The organism is Klebsiella sp. Q2 (assembly GCF_009900705.1).
In the GTDB taxonomy this organism is placed as follows: domain Bacteria; phylum Pseudomonadota; class Gammaproteobacteria; order Enterobacterales; family Enterobacteriaceae; genus Klebsiella; species Klebsiella quasipneumoniae.
Window position 1 is genome coordinate 82,558 of record NZ_JAAABE010000003.1, and the last position, 12,875, is coordinate 95,432.

A 12,875-nucleotide genomic window follows, 5' to 3' on the forward strand; every position below is an offset into this window, starting at 1 on the left:
TTCCCTGAAGGAATGATAAAGAGGTATAACTAATGCAAGCGATTCCGATGACCTTACGTGGCGCTGAAAAACTGCGCGAAGAACTGGATTATCTGAAGTCTGTGCGTCGTCCTGAAATCATTGCCGCTATTGCTGAGGCCCGTGAACACGGCGATCTGAAAGAGAATGCCGAGTATCACGCCGCGCGTGAACAGCAGGGCTTCTGCGAAGGGCGTATCAAGGACATCGAAGCGAAACTGTCCAACGCGCAGGTTATCGATATCACCAAAATGCCGAACAATGGCCGGGTGATTTTTGGTTCAACCGTCAGTGTGCTGAACCTCGATACTGACGAGGAGCAGACCTACCGTATCGTGGGCGATGACGAAGCTGATTTTAAGCAGAATCTGATCTCCGTGAACTCGCCGATTGCCCGTGGTCTGATCGGTAAAGAGCAGGATGACGTCGTGACTATCCGCACACCAGGTGGGGAAGTGGAATACGAAATTACCAAGGTTGAATACCTGTAAGGCGTATTTCCCGCTACGATGTTTATAGATTGTAAAGAAAGGAAAAAGGCCGCATAGCGGCCTTTTATCAACGTCACGAGCATGGCATTTTGCTCGCCTGGCCACAGAAATCCCTCGTTTTACACAAAGTTGTGTCGGGATTGAGGATATTCTTAGCGTGGCAGCGAGATTTTACGCTCTGGCGTTGGGCGGTACAGAACCAGCGTTTTACCGATGACCTGTACGTTACAGGCGCCGGTTTCGCGCACGATGGCTTCCACGATCAAGGCTTTAGTTTCGCGATCTTCTGAGGCGATCTTCACCTTGATGAGTTCATGGTGCCCTAACGCTTGTTCGATCTCGGCCAGTACCCCTTCGGTCAAACCATTGTTGCCAAGCATAACTACCGGCTTGAGCGGATGTGCCAGACCTTTCAGGTGCTGTTTTTGTTTAGTACTCAGATTCATCGTATTTTTTTGCTTACGTTGGGATTGAAAACGGGTCATTCTACCGCCATCTCCCATATATCGCCAAACTACCGCGTCGATTTTTACGCAGTAAAGTACGATGAACCCGAACGGGAATGTTAAATGACAGGTAAAAAGCGTTCTGCCAGCTCAAGCCGCTGGCTTCAGGAACACTTTAGCGATAAATATGTTCAACAGGCACAGAAAAAGGGGTTACGTTCCCGTGCCTGGTTTAAACTTGATGAAATACAGCAAAGTGACAAAATTTTTAAGCCGGGGATGACGGTAGTCGACCTCGGTGCTGCTCCCGGTGGCTGGTCGCAGTATGCGGTCACGCAGATCGGCAACAGCGGCCGCATCATCGCTTGCGATCTTTTACCAATGGATCCAATTGTTGGTGTGGACTTCCTTCAGGGCGATTTTCGTGATGAATTAGTCCTGAAAGCGTTACTTGAGCGAGTGGGCGACAGTAAAGTACAAGTGGTCATGTCCGATATGGCGCCGAATATGTGCGGAACACCGGCGGTGGATATTCCCCGGGCTATGTATCTGGTAGAACTGGCGCTTGAAATGTCTCGTGATGTATTAGCGCCAGGTGGTAGTTTTGTAGTGAAGGTGTTCCAGGGCGAAGGCTTCGATGAGTATCTTCGAGAAATTCGCTCCCTGTTTACGAAGGTCAAAGTTCGTAAGCCGGACTCTTCCCGCGCTCGTTCGCGTGAAGTGTATATTGTAGCGACCGGGCGTAAACCATAACCGGCAGATTTCAAACGAAAGTTTGAAAGAAACTGGATATAGAGTATCCTGACGCTGTTTTTAACACAGTTGTAATAAGAGGTTAATCCCTTGAGTGACATGGCGAAAAACCTAATACTCTGGCTGGTCATTGCCGTTGTGCTGATGTCAGTATTCCAGAGCTTTGGGCCCAGCGAGTCGAATGGCCGCAAGGTGGATTATTCTACCTTCCTGCAAGAGGTCAATCAGGACCAGGTTCGCGAAGCGCGTATCAACGGACGTGAGATCAACGTTACCAAGAAAGATAGTAACCGTTACACGACTTACATTCCGGTTAACGATCCGAAGCTGCTCGATAACCTGTTGACTAAAAACGTCAAAGTGGTTGGTGAACCACCAGAAGAGCCAAGCCTGCTGGCTTCCATCTTCATCTCCTGGTTCCCTATGCTGCTGTTGATCGGCGTCTGGATCTTTTTTATGCGGCAAATGCAGGGCGGCGGCGGGAAGGGCGCGATGTCCTTCGGCAAAAGCAAAGCCCGTATGCTGACGGAAGATCAGATCAAAACCACTTTTGCTGACGTTGCAGGGTGTGACGAAGCGAAAGAGGAAGTCGGCGAACTGGTGGAATACCTGCGTGAGCCGAGCCGCTTCCAGAAACTGGGCGGTAAGATCCCGAAAGGCGTCCTGATGGTCGGTCCTCCGGGTACCGGTAAAACGTTGCTGGCGAAAGCGATCGCTGGCGAAGCAAAAGTGCCGTTCTTTACTATTTCCGGTTCTGACTTCGTAGAAATGTTCGTCGGTGTTGGTGCATCTCGTGTGCGTGACATGTTCGAACAGGCTAAGAAAGCAGCGCCTTGCATCATCTTCATCGATGAAATCGACGCCGTCGGCCGCCAGCGTGGCGCCGGTCTTGGCGGTGGCCACGATGAACGTGAGCAGACCCTGAACCAGATGCTGGTTGAGATGGACGGCTTTGAAGGTAACGAAGGCATTATCGTTATCGCGGCGACTAACCGTCCGGACGTTCTTGACCCCGCGCTGTTGCGTCCGGGCCGTTTTGACCGCCAGGTGGTGGTTGGCCTGCCGGATGTTCGCGGTCGTGAGCAGATCCTGAAAGTGCATATGCGTCGCGTTCCGCTGGCGCCGGATATCGATGCGGCAATCATTGCTCGCGGTACCCCTGGCTTCTCCGGTGCCGACCTGGCCAACCTGGTCAACGAAGCGGCCCTGTTTGCTGCCCGCGGCAACAAACGCGTCGTCTCGATGGTTGAGTTCGAAAAAGCGAAAGACAAAATCATGATGGGTGCGGAACGCCGCTCCATGGTGATGACGGAAGCGCAGAAAGAGTCTACCGCTTACCACGAAGCGGGCCACGCGATTATCGGTCGCCTGGTGCCGGAGCACGATCCGGTACACAAAGTGACGATTATCCCGCGCGGTCGTGCGCTGGGTGTGACCTTCTTCCTGCCGGAAGGCGATGCGATCAGCGCCAGCCGTCAGAAACTGGAAAGTCAGATCTCCACCTTGTACGGCGGTCGTCTGGCAGAAGAGATTATCTACGGTCCGGAACATGTTTCTACCGGCGCGTCCAACGACATTAAAGTGGCGACGAACCTGGCGCGTAACATGGTGACCCAGTGGGGCTTCTCCGACAAACTCGGTCCGCTGCTGTATGCGGAAGAAGAGGGTGAAGTGTTCCTCGGCCGCAGCGTCGCGAAAGCGAAGCATATGTCCGATGAAACCGCGCGTATCATCGACCAGGAAGTGAAATCGCTGATTGAGCGTAACTATGGTCGTGCTCGCCAGTTGCTGAACGACAACATGGATATTCTGCACGCGATGAAAGATGCGCTCATGAAGTATGAGACCATTGATGCGCCGCAGATTGACGACCTGATGGCTCGTCGCGATGTTCGTCCGCCAGCGGGTTGGGAAGAACCAGGTTCTTCTAACAACTCTGACAACAATGGCACGCCTCGTGCGCCGCGTCCGGTTGATGAACCGCGTACGCCGAACCCGGGCAACACCATGTCAGAGCAGCTGGGCGACAAATAAGCTGCCGCTGTTGATGTCTTGTTTTAACCTTAAAACCCCGGGGCGCCCGCTCCGGGGTTTTTCTTTTTTAACCTCTTCTGTCTCAGGGATTTTGTGATGAAACTTGTAGCCCAGGGCTCAACCCTCGATCTCTCTCACCCCCACGTGATGGGTATTCTTAATGTGACGCCTGACTCCTTCTCTGATGGCGGCGCCCATAATTCGCTGATTGAGGCGGTGAAGCATGCCAATCTGATGATCAACGCCGGGGCGACCATCATTGATATCGGCGGTGAATCGACGCGGCCAGGGGCGGCTGAGGTTAGCGTGGAAGAGGAGCTTGCGCGGGTGATCCCGGTGGTGGAGGCTATCGCCCAGCGCTTTGAGGTGTGGATCTCAGTGGACACCTCCAAAGCGGAGGTTATCCGCGAATCGGCCCGAGCGGGGGCGCATATCATTAACGATATTCGTTCGCTGACCGAACCCGGCGCGCTGCAGGCCGCGGCGGAAACCGGGCTGCCGGTGTGTCTGATGCATATGCAGGGACAGCCGAAAACCATGCAGGAGGCGCCGAAGTATGAGGATGTCTTCGCCGATGTAGAGCGCTTTTTTAATGAACACATCGTGCGCTGCGAACAGGCGGAGATCGCAAAAGAAAAATTGCTGCTCGACCCGGGATTCGGTTTCGGTAAAAATCTCACCCACAATTATCAGTTGCTGGCCAGGCTGGGAGAGTTTCATCACTTTGGTCTGCCGCTGCTGGTCGGTATGTCGCGTAAGTCGATGGTAGGTCAGTTGCTGAACGTTGGGCCGTCGGAACGGCTGAACGGCAGCCTGGCGTGTGCCGTCATAGCAGCAATGCAGGGCGCGCAGATTATCCGCGTCCATGATGTCAAAGAAACGGTAGAAGCGCTGCGCGTGGTGGAAGCCACCCTCGCCGCTAAGGGAAAAAAACGTTATGAGTAACCGCAAGTATTTTGGCACCGATGGTATTCGTGGCCGCGTCGGCGATGCGCCGATCACTCCGGAATTTGTGCTTAAGCTCGGCTGGGCGGCGGGTAAAGTGTTAGCGCGCCACGGCTCGCGTAAAATTATCATCGGCAAGGATACCCGTATTTCGGGCTATATGCTGGAATCGGCGCTGGAAGCCGGGCTGGCGGCAGCGGGACTCTCTGCATCGTTCACCGGGCCAATGCCGACGCCGGCGATCGCCTACCTGACGCGCGCATTTCGCGCCGAGGCGGGGATCGTCATCTCCGCTTCACATAACCCTTTCTACGACAACGGCATCAAGTTCTTCTCCATTGAGGGCACCAAGCTGCCAGATGATGTGGAAGAGGCGATTGAAGCTGAAATGGAGAAAGAACTCACCTGTGTGGATTCGGCTGAGCTGGGTAAAGCCAGCCGTATCGGCGATGCCGCGGGGCGCTACATTGAGTTTTGTAAAGGCACCTTTCCCAACGAACTGAGCCTCTCCACGCTGAAAGTGGTGGTGGACTGTGCGCATGGCGCAACCTACCACATCGCTCCCAATGTATTCCGCGAGCTAGGCGCCCAGGTTATCGCGATGGGCTGCGAGCCTGACGGCCTCAACATCAACGAAGAGGTCGGGGCTACCGACGTGCGGGCGCTGCAGGCGCGCGTGCTGGCGGAAAAAGCCGATCTGGGCATTGCCTACGACGGCGATGGCGATCGGGTGATCATGGTTGACCATGAAGGCAATAAAGTCGATGGTGACCAGATCCTCTACATCATCGCCCGGGAAGGGCTGCGTCAGGGACAGCTGCGCGGCGGCGCCGTCGGTACGCTGATGAGCAATATGGGCCTGGAGCTGGCGCTCAAGCAGCTAGGCATCCCGTTTGCCCGCGCGAAGGTGGGCGACCGCTATGTGCTGGAGATGCTGCAGGAAAAAGGCTGGCGCATCGGTGCGGAAAACTCCGGCCATGTGATCCTGCTGGATAAAACCACCACCGGCGATGGCATCGTCGCCAGTCTGCAGGTGGTCGCGGCGATGGTACGCAACCACATGAGCCTGCATGACCTGTGCAGCGGCATGAAGATGTTCCCTCAGCTGCTGGTGAATGTGCGCTTTACCGAGGGCAGCGGCAACCCTCTGGAGAATGAGCATGTCAAAGCGGTGACCGCAGAAGTGGAAGCGGCATTAGGTAAGCGTGGCCGCGTCCTGCTGCGTAAATCGGGTACGGAGCCGCTGATCCGCGTCATGGTGGAAGGCGAGCATGAAGATCAGGTGCACGAGTTTGCGCATCGCATCGCCGAAGCGGTAAAAAGCGTCTAAGCTTGCCGGCTAAGTGGTTAAAAAGGCGGCGCTTGCCGCCTTTTTTATGATCGAATACCGGCTTTTTGCTGTTTTTTTCTGCAGTTGATACAATGTGTCGAAATTGCCCTTGCGAAGGTCATTCGCTTTGGTTAGTATTCACACCCGCTTCAGTGGGAAACGTTAAAACGTCCCACTTTATTGGTCGAAGCACTTGGTATGCGGCGAATCCGCAAGGAACAGGTTGATTATGTACGAAGCTCTTTTGGTTGTTTTCCTTATTGTAGCGATTGGCCTCGTAGGTCTGGTTATGCTGCAGCAAGGTAAAGGCGCTGATATGGGAGCCTCCTTCGGTGCAGGCGCTTCCGGCACACTGTTTGGGTCCAGCGGTTCTGGTAACTTCATGACCCGTATGACCGGCATCCTGGCTGCGCTGTTCTTCATCATCAGTCTGGCGCTGGGTAACATCAACAGCAACAAGACCAGTAAAGGAAGTGAGTGGGATAACCTGAGCGCGCCGAAAACGGAGCAAACTCAGCCAACTGCGCCGGCTCAGCCGACCAGCGATATCCCGCACTAAGTATTCTGTACCGAGGTGGTGGAATTGGTAGACACGCTACCTTGAGGTGGTAGTGCCCTAACGGGCTTGTGGGTTCGAGTCCCATCCTCGGTACCAATATTCCAGAAGAAAGACGCTGAAAAGCGTCTTTTTTTGTTTTTGTCCCCACCGACCATTTATTATTAAACATCTCTTCGCTGGTCCCCTCCTTTTGCTGTCGTTAAAGTCGCCTCGTCAAATTAACAGAGGTGAAGTGACACAATGAACAAGATCGGGGTGCTTATCGTCGCCGGCGTGCTCGGTTTAGCGGGATGCAGTTCAACATCCCCATCCAAAACGGTGGAGACGATTAATACGCTAACCGTACCGGTATCGCACAGTGAGCCGGGGACTGCGGCGAACAATGCCCAGGCGGTGACGCGCTATTTCCAGGACAATACGGCACTGATTGGTCGCCTTAATCATTCGTTGAAAAGCCATTATTTGCAGGATGTAGAGCGCCGCGATGTTTTCGACAGACATAGTGAGGTATATCAGGTGTATGGCGCGTTGACCCGCCTGGAGCAGATGGCATCCATGAATGACGTTTACCGTAAAGAGAATAATATTGCTGGTCTGCAGGAGATCAACCGTGTACTGAAAAGCGTGCCGCTGACCAGCTAAGATGAGACAGGGACTGCCGGAAGGCAATCCCTGTGCATGGATTAAAAGCGGAAGTTAACCCCGGCATAGGCCCCGTCGGCGAGGGTGTTGTCGCGGTTGCCATCTTTCCCCGCCATATCGATATAACGATAGCCAGCTTCGATATTTAGCGACGGAAGCACGTTAAGGCGTAGCCCGGCATTGGCCTCCACATAATCATCGACGCCGCTGGACATCGAGTCCGGCGAGTAATAACCCTCACCGAAGAGCGTGAAGTACTGGCCGAGTGGGAGTTCTGCTCCGCCACCTGCGGCGATAGCGTAACCTTCATCACCGTCTTTAGGGTTCAAATAGACCCCTTTACCGCCCAGCGTCATCAGAAAGGGCCCGAGGTTAAAGTTGTAACCCATTCCCAGTCCTACGCTGTCCCCGTCATTGTCGCTGTGGGCCCACTGGGTGTTGAACGTCATGCCAGGTTCCCCGGCACCAAAGCTGGCGGACAGATTGGTAAACTCGGCGCCGGCTTCACCATGCAGGTTAACGGATGCGCAGGCAGCGCTGCTGGCCCCTAAAGCGATCATCACGGCAACCATTTTTGGAGCAATAGACTTCATTGTTGAATTCCTTCAGATAAAAAAAAGCCCGATACGGGCGTTCGGGCAAAATTAACGGGTTCTTGGATCTCATCGTTATGGTCGCTGCAGACGGCAAACAAGAGGGGTCAACTCCCGCTGCCGCTGCTCACGCCTGGCCGATTTCCGGTGGCATATCCTGAGCTGATGCAGGCCCGGCGGTTAACGCCGTGAGTGGCAGTCTGCTGGTTGATCTCAGGGACATGTTGTCCACCGGTAAATTCAGGAACTCAGCATAAAATTTTTCTTTTTTTACCGTTAGCGTTTATTGATTTAAATTTAAACATTTTCAACAGTAAGGTGAATAACGACAAAAAGATGGTGACGGGCGCGGGTTAGAATTTTTCCGGAAGCGAGGCGATACTTTGCAAATAACCGCCGCGGGCAAAGGCAATATAACCGCCTTTCTTTAAGGCTGACAAGACATTGAGAATACTGCTGCGCGACAGATGGGTCCGGTCCTGAATATATTCCAGAATAGACACGCGCTGCCGAGTCTCTTCGGTTAAGAGCATCATTTCCAGCAGATGGTTACGGATCACCGAATAGGTTCGCTGCTGCAGGACCAGATCGTCACGATATACCATATACGAGGTATGATAAGCCAGCAGGCTGGTGACTTCTTCCCACAGGTTGTGCTGACGGAATAGCGCCGACGCCAGGTCATAATCGATACGCAGCAGTTCGGAAGAGACCTCCGCCCGCAGACTATGGCTGCGGCTGGGTTGCAGCATTTCCGCCACGCCGAACAGATGCGGCTCATAGACGGTCACCATCAATAGCTTGTCGGAATTACGAATAATCGACAGCTCGCCTTTTTTAAAAATAAAGAGTTGGGTCTTACCTTTATATTCCCACGTTAGTCTTTTTCTGGCGATCGCGTTAACGGGCGTCGCGTGTGGCTCAAGCACATCGATCAGTCGGTCAATGGCCTTTTGCGGCCTGATCGGCGGTTTAATATTCATGATGTTTATCACCAGATATGAATTAATCAATTGAGGCTATTATAGTCAACAATTTTGCCGGCCGGGTGATAAGGAAAAAATGCCTCTTTTCGATTTTTCTGCTGCTAACTGGTAACAAAAAATAAAAAGCCGGCGGAGAGCCGCCGGCAGAGAGAGTAAACATCGTCAGGCGATTATTTGCCTTTGTTTTCCAGATTTTCAACCTGCGGTAAACCCGTCGCTGAGGAGGCGCTCAGCAGGCCAGACTGCGCATAACCGAACAGCTTCTCGCGGGTATCGGTGATATCCAGATTACGCATGGTCAGCTGGCCGATACGGTCTTCAGCGGTAAACATGGAATCGCCTTTTTCCATGGTCAGGCGCTCTGCTTTATAGGTCAGGTTGTCTGATACCGTATTGAGGATCGAGTAGTCATTGCCGCGACGCAGCTCAAGGGTGACTTCGCCGGTGATCTGGCTGGCGACCCAGCGCTGCAGCGAATCACGCAGCATCAGCGCCTGGGAATCGAACCAGCGGCCCTGATACAGCAGACGGCCCAGCTGGCGACCGTGAGCATGATACTGCTCGATAGTATCTTCGTTATGAATACCGGTCAGCAGACGCTCGTAGGCGATATGCAGCAGCGCCATCCCCGGGGCTTCATAAATGCCGCGGCTTTTCGCTTCGATAATGCGGTTTTCGATCTGGTCGCTCATGCCCAGGCCGTGACGACCGCCGATGCGGTTGGCTTCCAGCATCATTTCAACGTCATCGGCGAAGGTTTTGCCATTCAGCGCCACCGGGTGGCCTTGCTCAAAGCGTACGGTGACTTCTTCCGCAGGGATCTTCACGTTTTCGTCCCAGAACTTCACGCCCATAATCGGGTTGACGATCTTGACGCTGGAATTCAGAAACTCCAGATCTTTCGCTTCGTGGGTAGCGCCGAGCATGTTGGAGTCGGTGGAATAGGCTTTCTCGACCGACATCTTGTAGTCAAAGCCGCAGGCGATCATAAATTCGGACATTTCGTGACGGCCGCCGAGTTCATTGATGAAATCGCTGTCCAGCCACGGTTTGTAGATCTGCAGTTCAGCGTTGGTCAGCAGGCCGTAGCGATAGAAACGTTCGATATCGTTGCCTTTATAAGTGCTGCCATCGCCCCAGATGTTAACGCCGTCTTCTTTCATTGCCGCTACCAGCATGGTGCCGGTGACCGCGCGGCCCAGCGGCGTGGTGTTGAAATAGGTCAACCCGCCAGTGGTGTTATGGAAAGCGCCACACTGAATCGCGGCGATCCCTTCTGCGACCAGCTGTTTGCGGCAGTCGATCAGACGGGCACCTTCGGCGCCGTACTCTTTCGCGCGGCGCGGAATAGCATCGTAGTCGTCTTCGTCCGGTTGACCCAGGTTAGCGGTATATGCATAAGGCACGGCGCCTTTTTTGCGCATCCATAACAGCGCGGCGCTGGTATCCAGTCCACCAGAGAAAGCGATACCAATACGTTGACCAACCGGGAGATGCTTGAGAATCGTCGTCATAAAATAAAACCCTGCTCGATAGACTGTGGTGAGTTCGACCCAACAACCTTAACTGCATTTTTATGCATTAATTGTGAGTATTCATTTAACCATCTTTTACTGGCGACAGGAAGGGCTTCATCATCTTTTTGCTAAAAAAGCCTGAAATACCAGCACAAACGGCAATCGGGGGCGCTAAAATGCATGTTGACAAAATATACTAGTTGCCGTTACAATTCATCCCGATTTTATGTCCCGTCTTCGGTACCAAATCCCAGCAGTATTTGCGTCTTTTGCTCAAAAAGAGTAAAATATGCCACGTTTCAGGCGCGGGGTGGAGCAGCCTGGTAGCTCGTCGGGCTCATAACCCGAAGGTCGTCGGTTCAAATCCGGCCCCCGCAACCACTTTCCCATTAAGTACTTTTTCAAATATACTGTGAGGACTAGGTGTCCTTCGTAGCCGAATTTGAAAGAATTCTTGCGGAAGGTGTTCCAGATCGCCATGGCGATCTCAGGGTTCAGTTATCTAAAGCCCCGATTTATCGGGGTTTTTTGTTATCTGACTTCAGAATAACTGGGCTATACGCCCTTTTTTTATGTCTTGGGGGTGGGTTTGTCCACATTAGAGCAAAAATTGACAGAGATGCTCACTGCGCCGGTTGAAGCGCTTGGCTTTGAGCTGGTCGGCATCGAATTTATTCGCGGTCGCACATCCACACTGCGCATCTATATTGATAGTGAAGATGGCATCAACGTTGATGATTGTGCTGATGTGAGCCACCAGGTAAGCGCCGTCATGGATGTCGAAGACCCGATCACTGTCGCTTACAACCTGGAAGTCTCTTCGCCTGGTCTCGACCGTCCGATGTTCACCGCCGAACACTATCAACGTTTCACTGGCGAAGAAGTTGCGCTGGTGCTGCGCATGGCGGTTCAGAACCGTCGCAAATGGCAGGGCATTATCAAAGCGGTAGACGGTGAAATGATCACGGTAACCGTCGAAGGCAAAGATGAAGTGTTCGCGCTGAGTAACATCCAGAAGGCGAACCTGGTTCCCCACTTTTAACAGTCTGGATTGAGGTGAAAGGCCCCGATGAACAAAGAAATTTTGGCTGTTGTTGAAGCCGTTTCCAACGAAAAAGCGCTGCCGCGTGAGAAAATTTTCGAAGCGCTGGAAAGCGCGCTGGCAACGGCCACCAAGAAAAAATACGAACAAGAGATCGACGTTCGCGTTGAAATCGACCGTAAGAGCGGCGATTTCGACACTTTCCGTCGCTGGCTGGTTGTAGAAGAAGTGACCCAGCCGACGCGCGAGATCACGCTGGAAGCCGCGCGTTTCGAAGATGAAAGCATGAACGTCGGTGACTACGTCGAAGATCAGATTGAGTCTGTCACTTTCGACCGCATCACCACCCAGACCGCTAAACAGGTTATCGTGCAGAAAGTTCGCGAAGCCGAGCGCGCAATGGTGGTCGATCAGTTCCGCGAGCACGAAGGTGAGATCATCACCGGCGTGGTGAAAAAAGTGAACCGCGACAACATCACTCTGGATCTGGGCAACAACGCTGAAGCCGTGATCCTGCGTGAAGATATGCTGCCGCGTGAGAACTTCCGCCCGGGCGACCGCATTCGCGGCGTACTGTACGCAGTCCGTCCGGAAGCGCGTGGCGCCCAGCTGTTCGTGACCCGTTCCAAACCTGAGATGCTGATCGAACTGTTCCGCATCGAAGTGCCGGAAATCGGTGAAGAAGTGCTGGAAATCAAAGCGGCGGCTCGCGATCCGGGATCTCGTGCCAAAATCGCGGTGAAAACCAACGACAAGCGTATCGACCCGGTTGGCGCTTGCGTCGGTATGCGCGGCGCGCGCGTGCAGGCGGTTTCCACTGAGCTGGGCGGCGAGCGTATCGATATCGTCCTCTGGGATGATAACCCGGCGCAGTTCGTGATTAACGCTATGGCGCCGGCAGACGTCGCGTCCATCGTGGTGGATGAAGATAAACACACCATGGATATCGCGGTAGAAGCGGGCAACCTGGCGCAGGCGATTGGCCGTAACGGTCAGAACGTCCGCCTGGCCTCGCAGCTTAGCGGCTGGGAACTCAACGTGATGACCGTTGACGATCTGCAGGCTAAGCACCAGGCGGAAGCGCATGCCGCTATCGATACCTTCACCAAATATCTCGATATTGATGAAGATTTCGCGACAGTGCTGGTTGAAGAAGGCTTCTCCTCGCTGGAAGAGCTGGCCTATGTGCCGATGAAAGAACTGCTGGAAATCGACGGTCTGGATGAAGCCACCGTTGAAGCACTTCGTGAGCGTGCGAAAAACGCACTGACTACGCTGGCGCTGGCTCAGGAAGAAAGCTTGGGAGATAACAAACCTGCCGATGATCTGTTGAATCTCGAAGGTCTGGATCGTGCCCTGGCATTCAAACTGGCTGCCCGTGGTGTTTGTACGCTGGAAGATCTCGCCGAGCAGGGCGTTGATGACCTGGCTGATATCGAAGGGATGACCGACGAGAAAGCTGGCGAGCTCATCATGGCCGCTCGCAACATTTGTTGGTTCGGCGACGAAGCGTAATAAA

At 53.6% G+C, this 12,875-nt stretch carries 13 protein-coding genes and 2 tRNA genes; 11 read left to right on the forward strand and 4 right to left on the reverse strand.

Annotated features, from left to right (window positions below; genetic code table 11):
• The first annotated feature begins 32 nt into the window (after positions 1–32).
• Positions 33–509: a transcription elongation factor GreA gene (gene greA / locus GT756_RS12090; RefSeq protein WP_002918375.1), complete on the forward strand. Its 477-nt coding sequence runs from the start codon at positions 33–35 to the stop codon at positions 507–509.
• Between the two features lie 152 nt (positions 510–661).
• Here the strand turns inward: greA and yhbY are convergent, their stop codons facing one another.
• On the reverse strand, positions 662–955 hold the full coding sequence (gene yhbY, locus GT756_RS12095; protein ID WP_002918374.1) for a ribosome assembly RNA-binding protein YhbY: 294 nt from the start codon (positions 953–955) through the stop codon (positions 662–664).
• Between the two features lie 123 nt (positions 956–1,078).
• Between yhbY and rlmE the strand changes: the two genes are divergently transcribed.
• From rlmE to GT756_RS25875, 7 genes are all read left to right on the forward strand, one after another.
• On the forward strand, positions 1,079–1,708 hold the full coding sequence (gene rlmE, locus GT756_RS12100; RefSeq protein WP_002918373.1) for a 23S rRNA (uridine(2552)-2'-O)-methyltransferase RlmE: 630 nt from the start codon (positions 1,079–1,081) through the stop codon (positions 1,706–1,708).
• A 99-nt stretch (positions 1,709–1,807) separates the two neighbouring features.
• Positions 1,808–3,742 (forward strand): ATP-dependent zinc metalloprotease FtsH, encoded by a 1,935-nt coding sequence (gene ftsH, locus GT756_RS12105; protein ID WP_004206183.1) that lies wholly within the window; start codon positions 1,808–1,810, stop codon positions 3,740–3,742.
• A 96-nt stretch (positions 3,743–3,838) separates the two neighbouring features.
• Entirely contained in the window at positions 3,839–4,687 is an 849-nt protein-coding gene (folP, locus tag GT756_RS12110) for a dihydropteroate synthase (protein WP_043520987.1), read from the forward strand.
• A complete protein-coding gene (gene glmM, locus GT756_RS12115; RefSeq protein WP_160124821.1) occupies positions 4,680–6,017 on the forward strand; it encodes a phosphoglucosamine mutase in 1,338 nt (445 codons plus the stop codon). The genes folP and glmM overlap by 8 nt, the downstream gene beginning before the upstream one ends.
• Positions 6,018–6,246: 229 nt before the next feature.
• Positions 6,247–6,576 carry a preprotein translocase subunit SecG gene (gene secG / locus GT756_RS12120; RefSeq protein WP_002918369.1) on the forward strand — a complete coding sequence of 110 codons (330 nt, stop codon included), beginning with the start codon at positions 6,247–6,249 and terminating at the stop codon, positions 6,574–6,576.
• A gap of 9 nt (positions 6,577–6,585) precedes the next feature.
• Positions 6,586–6,672 (forward strand) — tRNA-Leu (locus tag GT756_RS12125).
• A 297-nt stretch (positions 6,673–6,969) separates the two neighbouring features.
• On the forward strand, positions 6,970–7,218 hold the full coding sequence (locus tag GT756_RS25875; protein WP_174562442.1) for a hypothetical protein: 249 nt from the start codon (positions 6,970–6,972) through the stop codon (positions 7,216–7,218).
• 41 nt (positions 7,219–7,259) lie between these two features.
• Here GT756_RS25875 and GT756_RS12135 read toward each other — a convergent pair whose 3' ends face one another.
• The 3 genes from GT756_RS12135 to argG all read right to left on the reverse strand — a co-directional run bounded on the left by GT756_RS12135 (position 7,260) and on the right by argG (position 10,311).
• A complete protein-coding gene (locus GT756_RS12135) occupies positions 7,260–7,811 on the reverse strand; it encodes a YfaZ family outer membrane protein (RefSeq protein WP_032456656.1) in 552 nt (183 codons plus the stop codon).
• A 353-nt stretch (positions 7,812–8,164) separates the two neighbouring features.
• On the reverse strand, positions 8,165–8,794 hold the full coding sequence (locus GT756_RS12140; RefSeq protein WP_004206175.1) for a winged helix-turn-helix transcriptional regulator: 630 nt from the start codon (positions 8,792–8,794) through the stop codon (positions 8,165–8,167).
• Between the two features lie 173 nt (positions 8,795–8,967).
• On the reverse strand, positions 8,968–10,311 hold the full coding sequence (gene argG, locus GT756_RS12145) for an argininosuccinate synthase (RefSeq protein ID WP_004144895.1): 1,344 nt from the start codon (positions 10,309–10,311) through the stop codon (positions 8,968–8,970).
• Between the two features lie 307 nt (positions 10,312–10,618).
• Here argG and GT756_RS12150 point away from each other — a divergent pair.
• The 3 genes from GT756_RS12150 to nusA all read left to right on the forward strand — a co-directional run bounded on the left by GT756_RS12150 (position 10,619) and on the right by nusA (position 12,871).
• A tRNA-Met gene (locus GT756_RS12150) sits at positions 10,619–10,695 on the forward strand.
• A 208-nt stretch (positions 10,696–10,903) separates the two neighbouring features.
• Positions 10,904–11,356, forward strand: coding sequence for a ribosome maturation factor RimP (gene rimP / locus GT756_RS12155; protein ID WP_002918364.1), 453 nt, complete (start codon positions 10,904–10,906; stop codon positions 11,354–11,356).
• A gap of 27 nt (positions 11,357–11,383) precedes the next feature.
• Positions 11,384–12,871 carry a transcription termination factor NusA gene (nusA, locus tag GT756_RS12160; RefSeq protein ID WP_002918252.1) on the forward strand — a complete coding sequence of 496 codons (1,488 nt, stop codon included), beginning with the start codon at positions 11,384–11,386 and terminating at the stop codon, positions 12,869–12,871.
• The last annotated feature ends 4 nt before the right edge of the window (positions 12,872–12,875 follow it).